Source organism: Streptomyces dengpaensis (assembly GCF_002946835.1).
Taxonomy (GTDB): domain Bacteria; phylum Actinomycetota; class Actinomycetes; order Streptomycetales; family Streptomycetaceae; genus Streptomyces; species Streptomyces dengpaensis.
In genome coordinates, this window is the sequence record NZ_CP026652.1 from 6,097,592 (window position 1) to 6,117,061 (window position 19,470).

Below are 19,470 nucleotides of genomic sequence, written 5' to 3' on the forward strand. Positions count from 1 at the left end.
CTGACGCTCCATCAGGAACCCTGAACTGCCGTGAAGGTAGTAACGGGTTCTACAACTGGCAAGAGGAGCGGCACCCCGAATCGCGTGCGGAGTTCGTGCAGATCACGACTTCCGGGCCTGCAAGACCCTTGCGGTTCTAGAACCGCAGTCAGCAGACTGCAGGCAGAACTAGAACGCGTACTAGTTCTGCGTGGCGGGTGGCCGGGACGCCCGCGCCGCGCGGGTGACCCGAGGAGAGGAACTCCCCCCATGGCCGCGGAACCCGTGATCGTCGAAGCCGTACGCACCCCCATCGGCAGGCGCGGTGGAGCGATCGCCAACCTCCACCCCGCCTACCTTCTGGGCGAGACCTACCGTGAACTCCTCGGCCGCACCGGCATCCCCGCCGACTGCGTCGAACAGATCGTCGGCGGCACGGTGACCCACGCCGGCGAGCAGTCGATGAACCCGGCGCGCACGGCGTGGCTGACCATGGGCCTGCCGTACGAGACGGCGGCCACGACGGTGGACTGCCAGTGCGGCTCCTCGCAGCAGGCGAGTCACATGGTGGCCAACATGGTCGCGGCGGGCGTCATCGACGTCGGGATCAGCTGCGGCGTCGAGGCGATGTCGCGGGTGCCGCTGGGGTCGGGGTCGAAGCACGGGCCGGGAAAGCCGTTCCCCGACGAGTGGAACGTCGACCTCCCCAACCAGTTCGAGGCCGCTGAGCGCATCGCCCGCCACCGCGGCCTGACCCGCGAGAACGTCGACTCCCTCGGGCTCATCTCCCAGGAGCGGGCCGCCATCGCCTGGTCGGAGGAGCGGTTCAAGCGCGAGACGTTCGCGGTCCAGGTGCCGACCACGGAGGACGAACAGCGCGCCGGCCAGGGCATGTGGCGGCTCGTCGACCGGGACGAGGGCCTGCGCGACACGTCGATGGACGCACTCGCCGCGTTGAAGCCGATCATGCCGACGGCCGTCCATACGGCGGGCAACTCGTCGCAGATCTCGGACGGCGCGGCGGCGCTCCTGTGGGCGTCGAAGCGGATGGCACGCGCCCTGAAGCTCCGGCCGCGCGCCCGGATCGTCGCCCAGGCACTCGTCGGCGCCGACCCGCACTTCCACCTGGACGGACCGATCGACGCGACCCGGGCCGTACTCGGCAAGGCCGGGATGTCCCTGAAGGACATCGACCTGGTCGAGATCAACGAGGCCTTCGCCTCAGTGGTGTTGAGCTGGGCCCAGGTCTTCGAACAGGACCTGGAGAAGGTCAACGTCAACGGCGGCGCGATCGCGCTCGGGCACCCGGTCGGGGCGACCGGTGCCCGGCTGATCACCACGGCCCTCCATGAACTGGAGCGCACGGACAGGGAGTTCGCGCTCATCACGATGTGCGCGGGCGGCGGGCTGGCCACCGGGACGATCATTCAGCGGCTGTAGTCCTGTGTCCACGACACGAACGCGGTGAAGGCGGCCGGCTCGAAGGCGAGCATCGGGCCCGCCGGGTTCTTGGAGTCGCGTACGGCGATGGTGGCGCAGGGGGCTTCGGCGATCTCGACGCACTCGCCGCCCTGGTCACCGCTGTACGTTGACTTGCGCCAGGCCAGGGCTCCGAGGGGTGCGCACTCGACGCAATCGCCGCCCTGGTCGCTGCTGTAGCTGGACTTACGCCATTGGACTCCCGTCGGAATCGCGTTGCTCGCCATAGCGTTCCTCCATCACCCGCCGGATCAACTCCGCCGAGTCCTTGAGGGAAAGCGCGGCGGCTTGAAGATGATCGTAACGGAGCGAACAGTCCCTGACGGTGTCCGAGTTGGCGGTCGGGTGCCCGCTGCCGTAGCCCTCGGTGTAGACGATGTCCGGGTCGCTCGCGAAGCGGAAGAGGGTGAACGAGCCTTGCAGCCCCGCATGCGCACCCGCCGAAAACGGCAGCACTTGGATGTTGATCCGGGGATTGCCCTCGAAGGACAACAGATAGGCGAGTTGCTCCCGCATGACCTCCCGATCGCCGACCTCCTGGTACAGCGCGGCCTCGCTCAGGATCATCCACAAGACCGGCGGCTCGCCCTTCTCGAAGATGCGCTGACGGGCCAGCCGTACGGCGGTGCGGTCGTCGAGGTTGGTCTCGTCCAGCACGCCGAGCACGGCACGTACGTATGCGTTGGTCTGCAGGAGACCATGGACCATGTGCGTCTGGAAGGTGCAGACCTCTGTGGCCCGCACCTCCAACTCCGCCACCTGTTGGAACCAGGCTGGAAGCTGACTACGCATCACCAGATCTACGAGCCGGGACAGTAACCCACCGGTCTCCAGTGCTACATCAACGCGCTCACTGAAATCCGGAGTTGGCAGCTTTCGCGCGGTCTCAATCTGCCCGACCAGCGAGCCCGTGTAGTTGACGATGTCCCCGAGCTGCTTCTGCGTCAGCCCGGCGCTTTCCCGATGGCGTCGCAGCTCGAAGCCGTAATAGTCGAGCGGCGAGGCCCCCGGGTCGAGGACGTTGATATGGGTCACGCGCGGCCCCTCTCACGCAACTCGGCCCACAGCGGGACCAGTTGTATCCGTTCCGTAGCCCAGAGTAGTTGCGCGAGGTCAGCCTCGTAAGGTGAACGAATACTTTCCCCCCATCCTGCAGGGCGCCCGCCCCACCCAGTACGCCATGCGTCTCACCGTCGGCGAGCACTCGGCGCGGCACATCCGCCGTATCGCACGCTCGCTGCTGGACGAGTGGGACATGGCCGAGCTGGCCGACGCCGTGGAGCTGGCCGTGACCGAGCTGGTCGCCAACGTCGTACGACATGTCCCGGACCGGCGCTGTGCGCTGCTGGTCATCCGGCTGGCGGCGGGCGTCCGTGTGGAGGTGACGGACGGATCCGCTCAACTCCCGTACGTTCCCGATGGGTTGTCGCCGGAGGCGGAAGGTGGCCGGGGGCTCGTCCTGCTCGACGCGGTGGTTGACAAGTGGGGTGTCGGGCCTGGTCCCGGCCGCGGCAAGACCGTGTGGTTCGAGTGCGGGGCCGAGTCTGTCCCTCTGCGGTGAGGGGACTCGCGAAGCCGGAGCGTGTCCAACCAGTAGGCCCGCTTCACTCCCGCCCCGACGCCGTCACCGCCAGTGCCGTCGCCAGCAGCGCCGCGATCAGCAGCGGGATGCCGAGGCCGTGGTGCAGGACCAGCCACGCGCCGGGCAGGGCGCCCGCCAGCATCGCGACGACCGCGGCCGCACGGCGGAGGGAGCGCATGCCCGTGCCGCCGCCCAGGGGGGAGTCGGCGGCGAGGCCGGTCAGGGTCATCGTCACGACGGTGGTCGTCAGGTCGGGCACGCCCAGCTTGCGGACGGTGGCGTTGCGCAGGCCCATCGCGAGGGCGGTGAGGGTGATCAGCGCGTACGCCGTGCCGGTGGTGCCGGGTGCGGCGAAGGCGACCGCCGAGGCCGCGCCCACGAGGACCGCCTCGGCGCCCAGCGCCGCGCGCACCCAGGCGCGGCGGGAGGCCGCGCCGAGGCGCCGCGCGACGCGTCCGCCCGCCGAAGCGCCCACGACGAAGGCCCCCAGTGATGTCAGCGTGTGCAGCACCGAGAAGCCCGGCGCTCCGGCGGCCGCGAAGCCCAGCACGACCACGTTTCCGGTCATGTTCGCCGTGAAGACCCGCTCGAGCCCGAGAAAGCTCACCGCGTCGATCAGCCCGCTGATCACGGTCAGCACCAGCAGCACCACCACCAGCCGCAGCCCGCGCGCCTCCGGGTCGTACGCCTGCGCCTCAGCGCTTTCTGCGCTCATGGGGCCTCCGGTCGGCGGGACAAGCACGGTGACCCCAAGTCCACCACGCACGCACCACGGACGACGCGGTCTCTACGCCCCGCCGTACCGGCGTTTCAGATCGGCCTTCGGGCATGACGAAGGCGGCGGCCCCGGGGATCGGGGGCCGCCGCCTTCAGCTGTGCGCTGGACCGGCCGTGCACGGGGTCTGCCGTGCGTTGGGTCAGCCGTGCACGGAGCCAGCCATGCACGGGGTCAGCCGTGCGTTGGGTCAGCCGTGCACGGAGCCAGCCGTGCACGGGGTCAGCCGTGCGCTGGGTCAGCCGTGCTGTGGGGCCGGTCAGTACCAGCCGTTGGCCTGCCAGAAGTTCCAGGCCTCGACCGGGCTGCCGTAGCGGGAGTTCATGTAGTCCAGGCCCCACTTGATCTGGGTGGCCGGGTTGGTCTTCCAGTCGGCGCCGGCGGACGACATCTTCGAGGCGGGCAGCGCCTGGACCAGGCCGTAGGCACCGGACGACGCGTTGGTGGCGTCGATGTCCCAGCCGCTCTCATGCTCGACGATCTTGCTGAAGGCGGCGTACTGCGCGGCGTCCGGGATCATCTGGTGCGCGATCGACTGGGCGGAGGAGGCCGAGGTGGTGGTGGCAGGGGCGGCCTGGGCGGGGGCCGCGGCGAGCACCATGCCGGCGGTGGCTCCAGCCACGGCGGCACCGGTGAGGACCTTCTTCGGGGAAGCGACAACGCGGCGGATGACAGAGAACGACACAGAGAACCTTTTTCTTCGGGGACGAGGCGGTCGCCGTATGCCGGAACCACACGGTGTGTGGCGGCGGCATACGTTGGCGCCGCGGCCCGGGTGGGCTCGTCGGCGCCTTGCGACTGCTCCAGAGAAACAGGGTCCAAAAATGTCCGCAATACCCCTCTTTACTAGTGGTGGTCGGATGCGCGTAGAACATCCGTTGTGTGATCTGGCTCTCAAACCCCAGGTCAGAAGGGGTACGGGCGCGTGCATGCCACATCTTTGGATCTACGACCGCGCTTCGTATGTGACGTAGCTCCTGTGGGGTGCTTCACTCCGCGGCTGACGGACGGCGCACGATCGCGCGCGCGGAGTCACCGAGGTGTGTGACGGGGGCCGCAGATCACGACGGTTCGAAGGTGACCGGCGTCTCGAAAGCGGCCCTGCGCGTGGCCCGGCGCAGTGCCTTGAGGAGGGTCGCGCCGAGCGTGAGGGTCAGGACGACGGTGACGACCGCCCTGCCCAGGTCCCAGCCGAGCGAGGTGGCCATGCAGTAGGCGACGAAGCGGCTCAGGTTGGCGGGGAGCGTGCCGTGCGGGTCGAAGGCGACGTTCGAGGCCAGCGCGTCCATGAAGGGCCAGCCGGCCAGGTTCATGACCGTCCCGTACGCGAAGGCGGCCAGGAAGCCGTAGACGGTGAGCACCACCAGCTCCGCGCGCCCCCGCAGCCGGTCCGGGCCCGGCAGCAGCCCCGCGCCCAGGGTGAACCAGCCCATGGACAGCATCTGGAACGGCAGCCACGGCCCGACCCCGCCGGTGAGCAGCGCCGACGCGAACATCGTCACCGACCCGAGCACGAACCCGAACCCCGGCCCGAGCACCCGTCCGCTGAGCACCATCAGGAAGAACATCGGCTCGATCCCGGCGGTCCCGGCCCCGATCGGGCGCAGGGCCGCCCCGGTCGCGGCCAGCACCCCGAGCATCGCGACCGCCTTCGGGCCGAGCCCCGACTCGGAGATCGTCGCGGCGACGACGCCGACGAGCAGCACGAGCAGCCCCGCGAACAGCCAGGGGGCGTCCTGCGCGTGCGCGCTGACCTGCGAACCGGGGCCCGCGAGAAGCGGCCAGCCGAAGCCGGCCACGCCCACGGCGCTCACCAGGGCGAGGGAGGCGATGGAGCGGGGGCCCAGGCGGATGGCCTTGGCCTGTGTCTGTGCCTGGTGGGCGGGTCGCGTTGTCATGAGAGGGCGTCCCTGACCTGGGCGACCGTGAGCCACGGCTGGGGAGCCAGCACCTTGGCGACCTGTGGGGCGAAGGACGGGGACGCGACGACCACCTCGGCGGTGGGGCCGTCGGCGACGATCTCGCCGTCCGCGAGGATCACGACGCGGTGCGCGAGGTCGGCGGCGAGTTCCACGTCGTGGGTGGCCAGGACGATGGCGTGGCCCTCGGCGGCCAGGCCGCGCAACACGGTGACCAGCCGGGCCTTCGCCGCGTAGTCGAGGCCGCGGGTCGGCTCGTCCAGGAGCAGCAGCGGGGGGCGGGCCGTCAGGACGACGGCCAGCGCGAGCGCCAGCCGCTGGCCCTCCGACAGGTCCCTCGGGTGCGTCCCGTCCCCGATCCCCGGCAGCAGTTCGGACACCAGCGCCCGGCAGGTCCCGGCCGCGGCCCCGGCATCCCGGTCGGCCGCCGCGCACTCGGCGGCCACCGTGTCCGCGTACAGCAGGTCCCGCGGCTCCTGCGGTACGAGGCCCACGCGGCGTACGAGCTCGCGCGGCGCCGTGCGGTGCGGTACCGCACCGCCGACCCGGACGGACCCGGCGGCGGGCTCGACCAGCCCGACCAGGGCCCCGAGCAACGTGGACTTCCCGGCCCCGTTGCGGCCCATCAGGGCGATGGTCTCGCCGGGGGCGACGGTGAGATCGACACGACGGAGCGCCTCGACGCGATCGCGACGGACGGCGAGAGATGCGACTGCGGCTATGTGTGCGGGACGCGTGGTGTCGGGGGTGCCCGGGGTACCTGAGTCGCCCGGGGCGCTCGGAGTGCCTGAGGTGCGCTTGCGCAGCAGCCGGGTGAGGAGGGAGGTGGGGCGCGGGGGCGCCGTGGGGAGGGCGGATGTGGGAAGGCCTGCGGGGGTGTCCGCCGGCGCGCCGCTCGTGCCGGTGGTCGTGCTGCTCGTGGCCGCAGCATCGCGCGCGTCGGTGCACGCGCGCGGCGCGACTGCCGTGCTCGGCGTCGTGCCGGGGGTGGTGGTCTGATGGGGCCGGCCCTGGCGACCGGGCGAGGTCGTGTGTGGTGCCGGTTCCCGGTTGTCGGCGAGCACGCGTGGGTTCGCCGCGGTGCCCGGGGCCGGAGCGGCCTCCCGTGCCGCCACCGCCAACCGCTCGCGCAGTGCCCCCGCCCCGCGCCGCGCGTCGCGCACGGTCAGGGGGAGGGGGGACCAGCCGGCCAGGCGGCCCAGGTCCACCACCGGGGGGTACACCGGGGACACCACCATCACCTCGGACGGGGTGCCGAGCAACGGCGCCGCCCCCGGTGACGGGAGAAGGACGAGCTGGTCGGCGTACTGGATGACGCGTTCCAGGCGGTGCTCGGCCATGAGGACTGTGGTGCCGAGGTCGTGGACGAGGCGTTGGAGGACGGCGAGGACCTCCTCGGCGGCGGCGGGGTCCAGGGCCGACGTGGGTTCGTCGAGGACCAGGACCCTGGGGTGCGGGGTGAGGACCGAGCCGATGGCCACGCGCTGCTGCTGGCCGCCGGAGAGCGTGGCGATCGGGCGGTCGCGGAGGTCCGTCAGGGACAGCAGGTCCAGGGTCTCCTCGACGCGGCGCCGCATCACGTCCGGCGCGAGGCCCAACGACTCCATCCCGTACGCGAGTTCGTCCTCCACCGTGTCCGTCACGAAGTGGGACAGCGGATCCTGGCCGACCGTGCCCACCACGTCCGCGAGTTCACGCGGCTTGTGCGTGCGGGTGTCGCGTCCGGCGACCGTGACCCGGCCGCGCAGCGTTCCGCCCGTGAAGTGCGGCACGAGTCCGCTCACCGCGCCCAGCACCGTCGACTTGCCGACCCCGGACGGGCCGACCAGCAGCACCAGTTCGCCTTCCGGGACCTCGAAGTCCACGCCCTGGACGGTGGGTTCGGCCGCCCCGTCGTACGTCACGGAGACATCCTCGAAGCGGATCATGAGGGGTCCTTGGGGATCGGGGCGGGGATCGAGGCGGGAATCGGTGCGGGGACCGGTGCGACGAAGGCGGGAAGGAGGCCGAGGAGGATCGCCGCCGCCGGCCAGAGCGGGAGGGTGGGGGCCACGAGGGGGACGACACCGGGACGCAGCGCCACGGGGTCGTACGCCGCGGCGGCCACCATCAGCGCCGCCACCGCCACGCCCGAGCCCGCGACCAGCCACGCCCGTACGCCCCACGCGTCCGGCCGGTACCGCGTCCGCGGCGAGCGGCGGCCGCCCAGCCACAGGCCGCCGAGCGCCGCGGCCAGCCCGGCCAGCAGCACCGGCAGGCCGTAGCCGCCGCCTTCCGCGGTCAGCAGTCCGTACGTGCCCGCGCAGACGCCGAGCAGACCGCCCAGGGTCAGTACGGCGGTGGTGCGGCGGACGGCGGCCGGGACCTCGGCGGTGCGGCCGTAGCCGCGCGCGTCCATCGCCGCCGCCAGCGCGACCGAACGCTCCAACGCGCCCTCCAGGACCGGGAGTCCGACGTGCAGCAGCCCCCGCAGGCCCCGGTCAGGGCGGCCGCGCAGACGGCGGGCGGCGCGCAGCCTCCGTACGTCCGCGATCAGGTTCGGCGCGAACGTCAGGGCCACGACGACCGCGACGCCCGCCTCGTACAAGGCTCCCGGCAGCGACTTCAGCAGCCGCGCCGGGTTGGCGAGGGCGTTCGCCGCGCCGACGCAGATGAGCAGCGTGGCCAGCTTCAGGCCGTCGTACAGCGCGAAGACCAGGCCCTCCGCGGTGACCCGGCCGCCGATGCGGACGCCCTGCGCCCAGTGGGGGAGGGGGACTTCGGGGAGCGTGACGACGAGGTGCGTGCCGGGGATGGGGGAGCCGAGGAAGACGGCGAAGGCGAGGCGGATGCCGAGGACGGCGATGCCGAGCTTGACGAACGCGCCGTACGAGCGGGCCCAGGGGGCCGTCGTGCGCCGTGCCGCCACGACGTATCCGGCTACGCCGATGAGCAGGGCGAGGAGCAGGGGGTTCGTGGTGCGGGAGGCGGCCGTTCCCAGGGCCAGGGCCCAGACCCACCACGCGCCGGGGTGCAGGGCGTTGCTTCGGTTCGCCTCCGGCGCGAGGGTACGACGTCGCCGTGGGCGTTTGCCGGGGATGGTGCCGGGGGTTGGTGGTTGCGCCGACTGGTCCCGCCTTGCGGGACGACGGCCCAGCCACCACGCGCCGGGGTGCAGGGCGTTGCCTCGGTTCGCCTCCGGCGTGAGGGTACGACGTCGCCGTGGGCGTTTGCCGGGGACGGCACCCGGGGTCGGTGGCTGTGCCGACCGGTCCCGCCCTGCGGGGCGATGGCCCACAGCGGTGGCGGCGGCCGCCTCGGCCCCTTCGTTCGCGCCCTTCGTCATCGTCACGCCTCAGCCCCTGCGGCGTCGGGCCTGCCATATGCCGGCGCCGGCCAGCACGGCCACCGCCGCGACACCCGCCAGCAGGCCCACCGACGGGCCGCCGCCCTGGCCGCCGGAGGTCTCCTTCCGGGCCTTCGCGGACGCCGTCGGCCCCGTGGCCGCGACCTGGTCGCCGCACCCCGTCCGCGGGTAGCCCGCGATGGCGCACAGCAGGGCGTTGGTGTCGTAGCGGAGGGGTTCGGCGACCGCGGCGAGGGCGTCGGCGGTGGTCGCGTCGGAGGGGACGCGGGCGCACGCCGTACGCGGGGACGGCGGTGTCTCGCCGGACGGCGCGTCCTTGGGGACGCCGAAGTCGAGGACGAGAGCGATCCGCTTCTTGCCGGACTCGGCGGGCGTGCGCGCGCAGATCGAGGTGAAGTCCCTGTCACCGCGCGGCTGGACGGCGTGCCGCGAGTCCTCGCTCACCGCGAAGCGGAAACCCTGGACGTCGCCGTCGGACGGCCGCACGGTCGACGGACCCTGTGTCGCGTACGTCCACTTCCCGTCCGACAGGTCCCAGAAGGACCAGTAGCGGTAGCCGACGGCCTGCGCCTGCCCCGCGCCGCCGAGGACGAGGAGCAGCAGGGCGACGAGGACCAGCGCGGGCGTCCGACGGCGGCTCACAGCTGCTGCTTCTTGTTGCGGCCGCTGATCAGGAAGCCGATGCCGATACCGGCGACGAGACCGACGCCGATGATCCACCAGACGCTGACGCCTTCGGTGTCGTCCGTCTTCTTCTCGTCCTTCTTCTCGTCGCCCGGGGCGACCGAGGAGCCGGACGCGTCCGCCGCCGGACCGGTGGCACCGAGCCGCTGGACGAGGTCCGTGCCGCCGAAGTCGCGCGGGTCGGCGCCGGTGGCGTGGACGGCGAAGATCAGCTGGGCGTACGCGGCAGGGCCGCCCTGCTCCGCCCAGGTGCCGGCGTTCTTCTCCAGCCAGGCCAGCGGCTCCTTCGTGGCCTTGGTCCCGCCCGCGGCGGCGAGCGCGACGACCGCGTCCGCGGTGTTGCCGTAGTCGGGCTGGTCCTCGGCGCCGGCCAGCGCCGACTTGAGGTACGTGTCCTTGGCGAGCACCTCGACGAGGTACGCGGCACCGTTCTGCGCGGCCCGCTCGGGGTCGGTGCCGTCGGCGGTCTTGCAGGAGAAGGTGTCGACGGCGGGCTGCTTGGCTTCGCCGACGAGGCCCTTGCCGAGCGCGCCGACCACGCCCGCCGCCGTCGCGTCCGCGTTCGCCGCCAGCTTGCCCTTCTTGTCCGGCTGGAAGGCGAACGCGCCGCCGCCGTCCGCGTCGCACGGGATCGCCAGCTCCAGCAGGGCGTCGTACGGCGACTTGCCGCCCTTGGCGGCCTCCGAGGGCTTCTCGCCCGCGGCCGTCAGCGCGCCGATCACGACGGACGTCGAGTTGGCGTCGCTGGGGCCGCCCGCGGTGTACCCCCAGCCACCGTCCTTGTTCTGCACGGACTTCAGCCACGCGACGGCCTTGTCCGCCTGCGCGTCGTGCCCGCCGAGCGCGGCGAGGGCCTGTACGGCGGCGGCCGTGTTGTTGGTGTCGACCATCGTCTTGGCGTCGCACTGGGCGGTCGCGTCGGCGCGGTACGGCGCGAACGCCCCGTTCGCGCACTGCTGCCCGGTCAGCCAGTCGACTGCCTTCGCCGCGGGCTTCACCCCGACGGTGTCCTGGGCGAGCAGGGCGAGCGACTGCCGCCAGACGCCGTCGTAGGTGGGATCGCCGGAACCGAACAGCCCGGACGGGAGCGCCTGGGACGCGGACGGGGAGGGGGACTCGTCGGCGGCGAAGGCCGTCGGCATGACAGCGGCACTGATCACGGCCGTGGCGGCCAGTACCGCGGCGCTGCGGCGAACAAACATGACTCTCCCTGTGGGGAGCTGGGCAGCGCCGGGCATGCCGAGGCATGAGGCTTCCGGGCGGCTCCGGCTCCGTATCCCTCGACGGTGCCTGCCAGCGGCGGGCTGCCGATGGCACGAGCCGGTCACGTCCCGGGCGAGGTGATCCGGCTCACCACCGAGGCGGCGGTTCACGGTTGCGGGTCAGCGCCGGAATTGCACCGGCTTCCCCCCGTACGGGTGTGATGACGACGCCCTTACTGTACCGGCCCGTAAGGAACCGCCAGAGGGGCGGTCAGGGCGGACGAGGGTTTTTCGCCCCCTCCGCCCCTACCCGTGCCGTACCTGGGGGGCTCCGCCCCCCAGCCCCCCGTATCGCGCTGAACGCGCTCGTCCTCAAACGCCGGAAGGGCTAAACCCCTTCAGAAGCCACGTACGTCACCGGATCGCTCCCCGTCACCGCCTCCGCCCGCCCCAGCTTCACCAGCCGCCGCAGATGGGCCTCGGCCTCCGAGACCGCGATGTTCCTTGATCCGTACGGGATGTCGTCCCAGGGCCGGTTCCACTCCATGCGCTCGGCGAGCTGCCAGGGGGTGAGCGGGGTGGTCAGGAGGGCGAGGAGCCCGGTGAGGCGTTCCTCGTGGTGCGCGAGCAACTCCCGTACGCGGAAGGGCGCGTCGGCGAAGGCGTGCTGGTGGGCGGGGAGCACCTCGGCGGGGTCGAGGCGAGCGACGCGCTCCAGGGAGTCGAGGTAGTCGCCGAGGGGATCGGTGACGGTGGCGTCGTCCGGATCCTCGTACAGGCCGATGTGCGGAGTGATCCCGGGGAGGAGGTGGTCACCCGAGAACAGGCGGCCGTGGCCCGGGAGTTGGGCCGGGTGCTCCTCTTCCAGGTGGAGGCAGACATGGCCGGGCGTATGGCCGGGGGTCCAGATCGCGCGCAGACGGCGGCCCGGCAGGGCGAGGAGTTCGCCGGGGACGATCTCGCGGTCGGGGAGCGCGGGGGCGAGGCCGGGCAGGGTGCGCGGGCGCGCGGTGCGCATCGGGGCGATGTGCTCCTCGGGCGCACCGGCGGCTTCGAGCTTCGTCGTCATGTACGCGAACCAGCGGCCCGGCTCGGTGCCGCGGGCCCGCCGCACGATCGAGATGTCGGCCGCGTGCATGGCGATCCACGCGCCGGACGCCTTGCGGACCTTGGCGGACAGGCCGTGGTGGTCGGGGTGGTGGTGGGTGATGACCACCCCGTGGATCTCGCCGGCCGCGGTGCCGCAGGCCGCCAGTCCCTCGGCGAGGGTGTCCCAGGAGGCCGGGTCGTCCCAGCCGGTGTCGATCAGCACCGGGCCGCGGTCGGTGTCGACGACGTACACCAGCGTGTACCCCAGGGGGTTGTCCGGAATGGGAACCCGGATGGACCGTACGCCCCCGCCGTGCTCGGTCATCTGCGCCATGGGCTCCCCAATCGCCGCGCCCGGCCCCCGGCTCACTATAACTAGAACGAGTTTCGACGGTAGCCCGAGTCGACGAACTGCCGGCGCCATCCCGGGCGTTACTCCCGGCGTCCTCCCCGGCGCTACTCCAGGCGTTCCGCCGTTCCACCCGTGGACTCCATCGCACGGAACTGGTATCAGTTCTCGTATCCGTATCTGATGGAGCGTCAGAGAACGGCCCCGGGGAGGCAGTCGCCATGACCGAGCTCGTGGAACACGGACAGCTGTTCATAGGCGGGGAGTTGACGGACCCCCTGGGCAAGGACGTCATCGAGGTGATCTCGCCGCACACGGAAGAGGTCATCGGGCGGGTTCCGCACGCGTCGACGGCGGACGTCGACCGGGCGGTCGCCGCCGCGCGCGAGGCGTTCGACGAGGGCCCCTGGCCGCGCATGAGCCTCGACGAGCGGATCGAGGTCGTCACCCGGATCAAGGACGCGATCGCCGTACGGCACGAGGAGATCGCCCGCGTCATCTCCTCCGAGAACGGTTCCCCGTACTCCTGGAGCGTCCTCGCGCAGGCCCTCGGCGCGATGATGGTGTGGGACGCGGCGATCACGGTCGCGCGGAACCACACGTACGAGGAGACGCGCGACGGAGTCCTCGGCAGGATCCTCGTCCGCCGTGAGCCGGTGGGCGTGGTGGCGGCCGTGGTCCCGTGGAACGTCCCGCAGTTCGTGGCGGCGGCCAAGCTCGCGCCCGCGCTGCTGACCGGCTGCACGGTCGTACTGAAGCCGTCGCCGGAATCGCCCCTGGACGCGTATCTGCTGGGCGAGATCGCGAAGGAGGCCGGGCTGCCGGACGGCGTCCTGTCCATCCTCCCGGCGGACCGCGAGGTCAGCGAGTACCTGGTCGGACACCCCGGCATCGACAAGGTCTCCTTCACCGGCTCGGTCGCGGCCGGAAAGCGCGTGATGGAGGTCGCCTCGCGGAACCTGACGCGCGTGACGCTGGAGCTGGGCGGCAAGTCGGCGGCGGTGGTCCTGCCGGACGCGGACATCGCGACGTCGGTCCCCGGGATCGTCTCGGCGGCCTGGATGAACAACGGCCAGGCGTGCGTCGCCCAGACCCGCATCCTCCTGCCGCGCTCGCGCTACGACGAGTTCGCGGACGCCTTCGCCGCGGCGGCGAGCGCGCTGGTGGTCGGCGACCCGCTCGACCCGGCGACCCAGGTGGGCCCGCTGGTCGCCAGGCGCCAGCAGCAGCGCAGCCTCGACTACATCCGCATCGGCCAGGAGGAAGGCGCCAAGATCCTCACGGGCGGCGGCCGCCCGCAGGGCCTGGACCGCGGCTGGTACGTCGAACCGACCCTCTTCGGCGACGTCGACAACTCCATGCGGATCGCACGGGAGGAGATCTTCGGCCCGGTGATCTGTCTGCTCCCGTACGGCGACGAGAGCGAGGCCGTGAAGATCGCCAACGACTCGGACTACGGGCTGAGCGGAAGTGTCTGGACGGCCGACGTCGCCCACGGCATCGACATCGCCCGCCGGGTGCGTACCGGCACGTACTCCGTCAACACCTTCAGCCTCGACATGCTCGGCCCCTTCGGCGGCTACAAGAACTCCGGCCTGGGGCGGGAGTTCGGGCCCGAGGGGTACGGGGAGTTCCTGGAGCACAAGATGATCCATCTGCCGGCCGGCTGGGAGGCCTGAGGATGGGCGACCGCTGGCAGGTCGAGGTCGACCGCTCCGTCTGCATCGGCTCCGCCCAGTGCGTCCACCATGCCCCTCGCGCCTTCCGCCTCGACACCGGTATGCAGTCCCACCCGGTCGACCCCGAGACCGACGCCAACGAGACGATCCTGGGTGCGGCGGAGGGCTGCCCGGTGGAGGCGATCATGATCACGCTGCTGGGGAGCGGGGAGCCGGTGTTTCCGCCCGAGGACTAGAGGGCGGCGCTGTTACTCGGCAGTTACGAAAATTCGTCCAAAAAATCCCATTCAGGGGGTTCCATCCGGGGCTAGACGTTCTATCGTAGTAAGTGGCCTACGGGACGAGTGAGGGAGTTCAACCGGAGTAGCCGACTTTGGCGAGAAACGAGCAAGTGGTTTCCGCGAAGGCCGACGTCGACGGTCGGGCTGAGAGGCCGGAAGGTCCGTAGCAGGACTGGATGGCGACCCCTACTACCTGATCCGGGTAATACCGGCGAAGGGAACCCGTCTCGTAGGTTCATTGTGTGCCCGGCCCCGGGTGTCCGCGGCCGGGCACTGTGCGTTGCGTACGGAACTGTCTGGTTCTGTGTGTACGGAACTGTCTAGTTCCGGGTGTCCGGCGCCGTCAGGTCGATCAGGCGGCACACCGTCTCGATGTCGATCTTCACCTGGGCGATGGACGCGCGGCCCGAGAGCCAGGTGATGAGCGCCGAGTGCCAGGTGTGCTCGATGACGCGCACGGCGGAGAGCTGGGCAGGGGTGGGATCGTCGAGGCCCATCGCGTCGAGGATGATCGCCGTGGTCTGCCGGGACACCTGGTCGACCTCGGGGCTGACACTGCGGTCCGCGAAGGTGAGCGCGCGGACCATGGCGTCGGCGAGGTGCGGCTCGCGCTGCAGTGCGCGGAACGCCCGCATCAGCGTCTCCGCGACCCGCTCGGCCGCCGTCTCGCCCGTCGGCGGCTTCTTCCGCAGCGTGCCGTGCATGTGCTCCAGCTGGTCCTGCATCGTGGCGACCAGCAGATGGACCTTCGAGGGGAAGTAGCGGTAGAGCGTGCCCAGGGCGACCTGCGACGACTCCGCGACCTCACGCATCTGCACCGCGTCGAAACCGCCCCGGCTGGCCAGCTGCGCACTCGCGTGCAGGATCCGGCGGCGGCGTGCCTCCTGCCGCTCGGTGAGCGGAGGAGCGGCGGGAGACGTGATGGGGGACGTGGGGTGCGACGCCGGTCGCGCGGTCTTCGAGTCCGCCTTGGCTTCCGCAGGCATGGGTCCGTTCCGTGACATCAGCGAGAGGGAGCGACGAGTCAGCATGGCAGGGCTTCTCGCCGCCGCGCGAGTCAGCCGACCCGGCCACGTGGTCGTGGCGTGAATCACCCGATCCACCGCTCACAGCGGGGCTACCTGCCGGTAGATTCAGTGCTCCTTGAACGATCAAGTCTGAAACTTGTTCTAGATTAGCGTCCCGTCGTAATCTCGCGGGACAGTGCAGGGAGAAGGGGGCCCAGAGTGACCGCTGAGGCCATGGAGGCGGGCCCCGGGGAGGGTGCGGCCGCGGACGGCGGCCGACGTCTGCGCATCGCGCTCCTCACATACAAAGGGAACCCGTTCTGCGGCGGCCAGGGCGTCTACGTACGGCACCTCTCGCGCGAGCTCGCTCGCCTCGGGCACCGGGTCGAGGTCATCGGCTCCCAGCCCTATCCGGTGCTGGACGAAGACCTCCCCGAGCTGAGCCTCAGCCTCACCGAGCTGCCCAGCCTCGACCTCTACCGCCAGCCGGACCCCTTCCGCACCCCGAAGCGCGACGAGTACCGGGACTGGGTCGACGCTCTGGAGGTCGGCACGATGTGGACCGGCGGCTTCCCCGAACCGCTGACCTTCTCGCTGCGCGCCCGCCGCCATCTCCGCGCCCGGCGCGGGGACTTCGACGTCATCCACGACAACCAGACCCTCGGCTACGGCCTGCTGGGCGATGTGGGCGCACCGCTGGTCACCACCATTCACCACCCCATCACCGTCGACCGGCAGTTGGAGCTGGACGCCGCCGAGGGCTGGCAGCGCCGCGCGTCCGTACGCCGCTGGTACGCCTTCACGCGCATGCAGAAGCGCGTCGCGCGCCGGCTGCCGTCCGTGCTCACCGTATCCGGTACGTCACGCCAGGAGATCGTCGATCACCTGGGTGTGGCTCAGGACCGTATCCACGTCGTCCACATCGGCGCGGACACCGACCTCTTTTCGCCGGATCCCTCGGTACGGCAGGTACCGGGCCGGATCGTCACCACCTCCAGCGCGGACGTGCCGCTCAAGGGCCTGGTCTTCCTTGTCGAGGCGCTCGCGAAGGTGCGGACCGAACACCCCGGGGCGCACCTCGTCGTCGTCGGCAAGCGCGCCGAGGACGGGCCCGTCGCGCAGGCCATCGAGCGGTACGGGCTCGAAGGCGCCGTCGAGTTCGTCAAGGGCATCTCGGACGCGGAACTCGTCGACTTGGTGCGCTCGGCCGAGGTCGCGTGCGTGCCCTCCCTGTACGAGGGGTTCTCCCTGCCCGCCGCCGAGGCGATGGCGACGGGTACGCCGCTGGTGGCCACGACGGGCGGGGCGATCCCGGAGGTCGCAGGGCCCGACGCAGAGACGTGCCTGGCGGTGCCGCCGGGCGACTCGGGGGCCTTGGCCGCAGCGCTGATCCGCCTCCTTGGCGACCCGGAACTGCGGGTGCGGCTCGGCGCGGCCGGGCGTGAGCGGGTACTGGAGCGGTTCACCTGGGCGCGAGCGGCTGCTGGCACGGTGGCCCACTACCGGGAGGCCATGGCCGGCTCCGCCGGCGGGGCCCTGCCCCGCTCCGCGGGCCCGCTCTCCCGCCGCTCCGCGGCGGCCCTCGACCGCTCCCTTCGCGCGAGTGGCGGAACCCCCACCGTGCCCCCGAATCCCAGCCGCTCCGCGGCCCAGACTCCCGGCCGCTCCGCGGCCGCAACAGATGTCGCCCCCGCGACGGGCGCCACGGGCGCGTTGGGCGCCACCTCCACCTCAGACCGCGAAAGCAGGGCCACGTGCTGACCGTCGACTTCTCCCGGTTCCCGCTCGCCCCGGGCGACCGTGTCCTGGACCTCGGCTGCGGTGCCGGCCGGCACGCGTTCGAGTGCTACCGGCGGGGCGCGCAGGTCGTGGCGCTCGACCAGAACGGCGAGGAGATCCGCGAGGTCGCCAAGTGGTTCGTGGCGATGAAGGAGGCGGGCGAGGCCCCCGAGGGCGCCACCGCCACGGCCATGGAGGGCGACGCCCTCGCGCTGCCCTTCCCCGACGAGTCCTTCGACGTCGTGATCATCTCCGAGGTGATGGAGCACATCCCGGACGACAAGGGCGTCCTCGCGGAGATGGTCCGGGTGCTCAAGCCGGGCGGCCGCATCGCGATCACCGTCCCGCGGTATGGCCCCGAGAAGGTCTGCTGGGCACTGTCCGACGCGTACCACGAGGTCGAGGGCGGCCACATCCGTATTTACAGGGCGGACGAGCTCCTTGCGAAGATCCGCGAGGCGGGCCTGCGCCCGTACGGCACCCACCACGCCCACGCCCTGCACTCCCCGTACTGGTGGCTGAAGTGCGCGTTCGGTGTCGACAACGACAAGGCGCTGCCCGTGCGGGCGTACCACAAGCTCCTGGTCTGGGACATCATGAAGAAACCCCTTGCCACCCGGGTCGCCGAGCAGGCGCTGAACCCGCTGATCGGCAAGAGCTTCGTGGCGTACGCGACCAAGCCGCATCTGCCGCGGCTGTCCGAGTCCTCCGAGGTGGCCGCCAAGTGACCACCCCCCGGACAGAACACCTCGTCCTGCCCGGGGTCCTCACCGCCGAGCAGGCCGCCGCGACCGTCCGCGGGATCCTCGACGTACAGCGGGAGGACGGCGCCATACCGTGGTTCCGCGGGCATCACCTCGACCCGTGGGACCACACCGAGGCGGCCATGGCGCTGGACGCCGCCGGGGAACACGAGGCCGCGGAGCGCGCGTACGAGTGGCTGGCGCGGCATCAGCGGCAGGACGGCTCCTGGTACGCCGCGTACGCGGACGGGGACCCACACGACGTCACCGACCGCGGGCGGGAGACGAACTTCGTCGCGTACATAGCGGTGGGCGTCTGGCACCACTACCTGGCCACGGGCGACGACACGTTCCTGGACCGCATGTGGCCGGCCGTCTACGCGGCCATCGAGTTCGTACTGCGGCTCCAGCAGCCCGGCGGGCAGATCGGCTGGAAGCGTGAGGACGACGGCACCGCCGTCGACGACGCCCTCCTGACCGGGAGTTCGTCGATCCACCACGCGCTGCGCTGCGCGCTCGCCATCGCCGAGCAGCGCGAAGAGCCGCAGCCGGACTGGGAGTTGGCGGTCGGAGCGCTCCGGCACGCGATCCGCCGCCACCCGGAGCGTTTCCTGGACAAGGACCGCTACTCGATGGACTGGTACTACCCGGTGCTCGGGGGCGCGTTGACGGGCGCCGAGGCCAAGTCCCGTATCGAGGAAGGCTGGGACCGCTTCGTGGTCCCCGGACTGGGTGTCCGCTGCGTGGTCCCCAACCCCTGGGTGACCGGCGGTGAATCCGCCGAACTGGCTCTCGCTCTCTGGGCGGTGGGCGAGTCCGACCGTGCCCTGGAGATACTCCAGTCCATCCAGCACCTGCGCGACCCGAAGACCGGCCTGTACTGGACGGGCTACGTCTTCGAGGACCAGGCCATCTGGCCCCAGGAGCTCACCACGTGGACGGCGGGCTCCCTGCTTCTGGCCGTCGCCGCACTGGGCGGCGACGAGCCCACGTGCGCGGTCTTCGGCGGCGAGCGGCTGCCGGGCGGACTGGACCCCGACTGCTGCGACTGAGCCACTCGGTGCGTCAGCGCCGGTGCATGCGGCGGCGATCAGTGCCGGTGCATGCGGCGGCGATCAGTGCCGGTGCATGCGGCGGCGATCAGTGCCGGTGCATGCGGCGGCGATCAGTGCCGGTGCATACGGTTGGCGATCAGCGCCGGTGCATACGGTTGGCGATCGCGTGGCCCACGAACAGGTACACGATGGCCGCGAGGCCGTACCCGGCGACGACACGTGCCCAGGCCTCGTCGAACGTGAACAGGTCGTGCGACCAGCCGGCGAGCCACGCGGCCGCGTCGTGGACGAACTGCACGAGGTCGTTTGCGCGGTTGGCGTCCAGCAGGTACATCAGGATCCACAGGCCCAGGATGAAGGCCATGATGTCGGCGACGATCGCGATGACCGTGCCGGCCTGATTGGCACCGTTGTGCGAATGAGTGGACATGCCCTTCGGATTGCCGCTCCACGGTGGATGAAACCCGAACGGGCTCGCTCGGGTGGCGCAGCCGCCTGCGCGGGGTGACGCTTCCGGAAGAA

Annotated in this window: 19 protein-coding genes and 1 riboswitch; of the genes, 7 read left to right on the top strand and 12 right to left on the bottom strand. The window is 71.5% G+C overall.

Annotated features, from left to right (window positions below; genetic code table 11):
• Nucleotides 1-249: 249 nt before the first annotated feature.
• Entirely contained in the window at nucleotides 250-1,419 is a 1,170-nt protein-coding gene (locus C4B68_RS28200) for a steroid 3-ketoacyl-CoA thiolase (RefSeq protein ID WP_099504511.1), read from the top strand.
• On the opposite strand, the gene C4B68_RS28205 is transcribed toward C4B68_RS28200, so the two are convergent.
• Both C4B68_RS28205 and C4B68_RS28210 read right to left on the bottom strand, forming a co-directional pair.
• Nucleotides 1,407-1,685, bottom strand: a complete 279-nt coding sequence (locus C4B68_RS28205; RefSeq protein WP_099504512.1) for a DUF397 domain-containing protein — start codon at nucleotides 1,683-1,685, stop codon at nucleotides 1,407-1,409. The genes C4B68_RS28200 and C4B68_RS28205 overlap by 13 nt on opposite strands.
• Entirely contained in the window at nucleotides 1,645-2,493 is an 849-nt protein-coding gene (locus C4B68_RS28210) for a helix-turn-helix domain-containing protein (RefSeq protein WP_099504513.1), read from the bottom strand. Before C4B68_RS28210 ends, C4B68_RS28205 begins: the two co-directional genes overlap by 41 nt.
• A gap of 91 nt (nucleotides 2,494-2,584) precedes the next feature.
• Here C4B68_RS28210 and C4B68_RS28215 point away from each other — a divergent pair, with 91 nt between their 5' ends.
• Entirely contained in the window at nucleotides 2,585-3,019 is a 435-nt protein-coding gene (locus C4B68_RS28215) for an ATP-binding protein (RefSeq protein WP_373682250.1), read from the top strand.
• 43 nt (nucleotides 3,020-3,062) lie between these two features.
• Here C4B68_RS28215 and C4B68_RS28220 read toward each other — a convergent pair whose 3' ends face one another.
• From C4B68_RS28220 to C4B68_RS28255, 8 genes are all read right to left on the bottom strand, one after another.
• Nucleotides 3,063-3,755, bottom strand: a complete 693-nt coding sequence (locus C4B68_RS28220) for a YoaK family protein (RefSeq protein ID WP_099504514.1) — start codon at nucleotides 3,753-3,755, stop codon at nucleotides 3,063-3,065.
• A 319-nt stretch (nucleotides 3,756-4,074) separates the two neighbouring features.
• Nucleotides 4,075-4,500, bottom strand: a complete 426-nt coding sequence (locus tag C4B68_RS28225) for an aggregation-promoting factor C-terminal-like domain-containing protein (protein ID WP_099504515.1) — start codon at nucleotides 4,498-4,500, stop codon at nucleotides 4,075-4,077.
• A gap of 376 nt (nucleotides 4,501-4,876) precedes the next feature.
• Entirely contained in the window at nucleotides 4,877-5,713 is an 837-nt protein-coding gene (locus C4B68_RS28230) for an ECF transporter S component (protein ID WP_099504516.1), read from the bottom strand.
• On the bottom strand, nucleotides 5,710-7,662 hold the full coding sequence (locus C4B68_RS28235) for an ABC transporter ATP-binding protein (protein ID WP_099504517.1): 1,953 nt from the start codon (nucleotides 7,660-7,662) through the stop codon (nucleotides 5,710-5,712). Before C4B68_RS28235 ends, C4B68_RS28230 begins: the two co-directional genes overlap by 4 nt.
• Nucleotides 7,659-9,065, bottom strand: a complete 1,407-nt coding sequence (locus C4B68_RS28240) for an energy-coupling factor transporter transmembrane component T (RefSeq protein WP_240634502.1) — start codon at nucleotides 9,063-9,065, stop codon at nucleotides 7,659-7,661. Before C4B68_RS28240 ends, C4B68_RS28235 begins: the two co-directional genes overlap by 4 nt.
• A gap of 3 nt (nucleotides 9,066-9,068) precedes the next feature.
• Nucleotides 9,069-9,722 carry an SCO2322 family protein gene (locus C4B68_RS28245; RefSeq protein WP_099504518.1) on the bottom strand — a complete coding sequence of 218 codons (654 nt, stop codon included), beginning with the start codon at nucleotides 9,720-9,722 and terminating at the stop codon, nucleotides 9,069-9,071.
• Nucleotides 9,719-10,966, bottom strand: a complete 1,248-nt coding sequence (locus tag C4B68_RS28250) for a prenyltransferase/squalene oxidase repeat-containing protein (protein WP_099504519.1) — start codon at nucleotides 10,964-10,966, stop codon at nucleotides 9,719-9,721. Before C4B68_RS28250 ends, C4B68_RS28245 begins: the two co-directional genes overlap by 4 nt.
• Before the next feature lie 144 nt (nucleotides 10,967-11,110).
• A riboswitch (cobalamin riboswitch) is annotated at nucleotides 11,111-11,242 on the bottom strand.
• Nucleotides 11,243-11,354: 112 nt separating this feature from the next.
• Nucleotides 11,355-12,389, bottom strand: a complete 1,035-nt coding sequence (locus tag C4B68_RS28255; RefSeq protein WP_099504520.1) for an MBL fold metallo-hydrolase — start codon at nucleotides 12,387-12,389, stop codon at nucleotides 11,355-11,357.
• Between the two features lie 236 nt (nucleotides 12,390-12,625).
• On the opposite strand from C4B68_RS28255, the gene C4B68_RS28260 reads away from it, so the two are divergent.
• Both C4B68_RS28260 and C4B68_RS28265 read left to right on the top strand, forming a co-directional pair.
• Entirely contained in the window at nucleotides 12,626-14,083 is a 1,458-nt protein-coding gene (locus tag C4B68_RS28260) for an aldehyde dehydrogenase (protein WP_099504521.1), read from the top strand.
• A gap of 2 nt (nucleotides 14,084-14,085) precedes the next feature.
• Nucleotides 14,086-14,319, top strand: coding sequence for a ferredoxin (locus C4B68_RS28265; RefSeq protein WP_099504522.1), 234 nt, complete (start codon nucleotides 14,086-14,088; stop codon nucleotides 14,317-14,319).
• Nucleotides 14,320-14,684: 365 nt separating this feature from the next.
• Here the strand turns inward: C4B68_RS28265 and C4B68_RS28270 are convergent, their stop codons facing one another.
• Entirely contained in the window at nucleotides 14,685-15,350 is a 666-nt protein-coding gene (locus tag C4B68_RS28270) for a TetR family transcriptional regulator (protein ID WP_099504523.1), read from the bottom strand.
• Between the two features lie 240 nt (nucleotides 15,351-15,590).
• Between C4B68_RS28270 and C4B68_RS28275 the strand changes: the two genes are divergently transcribed.
• From C4B68_RS28275 to C4B68_RS28285, 3 genes are read left to right on the top strand one after another with little or no spacing between them, the layout of a single operon-like run.
• Nucleotides 15,591-17,132 (top strand): glycosyltransferase family 4 protein, encoded by a 1,542-nt coding sequence (locus C4B68_RS28275; RefSeq protein WP_240634503.1) that lies wholly within the window; start codon nucleotides 15,591-15,593, stop codon nucleotides 17,130-17,132.
• Nucleotides 17,126-17,878, top strand: a complete 753-nt coding sequence (locus C4B68_RS28280; RefSeq protein WP_099504524.1) for a class I SAM-dependent methyltransferase — start codon at nucleotides 17,126-17,128, stop codon at nucleotides 17,876-17,878. Before C4B68_RS28275 ends, C4B68_RS28280 begins: the two co-directional genes overlap by 7 nt.
• Nucleotides 17,875-18,945: a prenyltransferase/squalene oxidase repeat-containing protein gene (locus tag C4B68_RS28285; protein WP_099504525.1), complete on the top strand. Its 1,071-nt coding sequence runs from the start codon at nucleotides 17,875-17,877 to the stop codon at nucleotides 18,943-18,945. The genes C4B68_RS28280 and C4B68_RS28285 overlap by 4 nt, the downstream gene beginning before the upstream one ends.
• Nucleotides 18,946-19,084: 139 nt before the next feature.
• Here C4B68_RS28285 and C4B68_RS28290 read toward each other — a convergent pair whose 3' ends face one another.
• On the bottom strand, nucleotides 19,085-19,378 hold the full coding sequence (locus C4B68_RS28290) for a hypothetical protein (RefSeq protein ID WP_099504526.1): 294 nt from the start codon (nucleotides 19,376-19,378) through the stop codon (nucleotides 19,085-19,087).
• Between the last annotated feature and the right edge of the window lie 92 nt (nucleotides 19,379-19,470).

Bases quoted from the DNA above. Each gene is read 5' to 3' on its own strand.
- C4B68_RS28265 (WP_099504522.1), top strand. From the start codon at position 14,086: ATGGGCGACCGCTGGCAGGTCGAGGTCGACCGCTCCGTCTGCATCGGC.
- C4B68_RS28250 (WP_099504519.1), bottom strand. From the start codon at position 10,966: ATGTTTGTTCGCCGCAGCGCCGCGGTACTGGCCGCCACGGCCGTGATC.
- C4B68_RS28220 (WP_099504514.1), bottom strand. From the start codon at position 3,755: ATGAGCGCAGAAAGCGCTGAGGCGCAGGCGTACGACCCGGAGGCGCGC.
- C4B68_RS28230 (WP_099504516.1), bottom strand. From the start codon at position 5,713: ATGACAACGCGACCCGCCCACCAGGCACAGACACAGGCCAAGGCCATC.
- C4B68_RS28260 (WP_099504521.1), top strand. From the start codon at position 12,626: ATGACCGAGCTCGTGGAACACGGACAGCTGTTCATAGGCGGGGAGTTG.
- C4B68_RS28200 (WP_099504511.1), top strand. From the start codon at position 250: ATGGCCGCGGAACCCGTGATCGTCGAAGCCGTACGCACCCCCATCGGC.
- C4B68_RS28205 (WP_099504512.1), bottom strand. From the start codon at position 1,685: ATGGCGAGCAACGCGATTCCGACGGGAGTCCAATGGCGTAAGTCCAGC.
- C4B68_RS28255 (WP_099504520.1), bottom strand. From the start codon at position 12,389: ATGGCGCAGATGACCGAGCACGGCGGGGGCGTACGGTCCATCCGGGTT.
- C4B68_RS28290 (WP_099504526.1), bottom strand. From the start codon at position 19,378: ATGTCCACTCATTCGCACAACGGTGCCAATCAGGCCGGCACGGTCATC.
- C4B68_RS28270 (WP_099504523.1), bottom strand. From the start codon at position 15,350: ATGCCTGCGGAAGCCAAGGCGGACTCGAAGACCGCGCGACCGGCGTCG.
- C4B68_RS28235 (WP_099504517.1), bottom strand. From the start codon at position 7,662: ATGATCCGCTTCGAGGATGTCTCCGTGACGTACGACGGGGCGGCCGAA.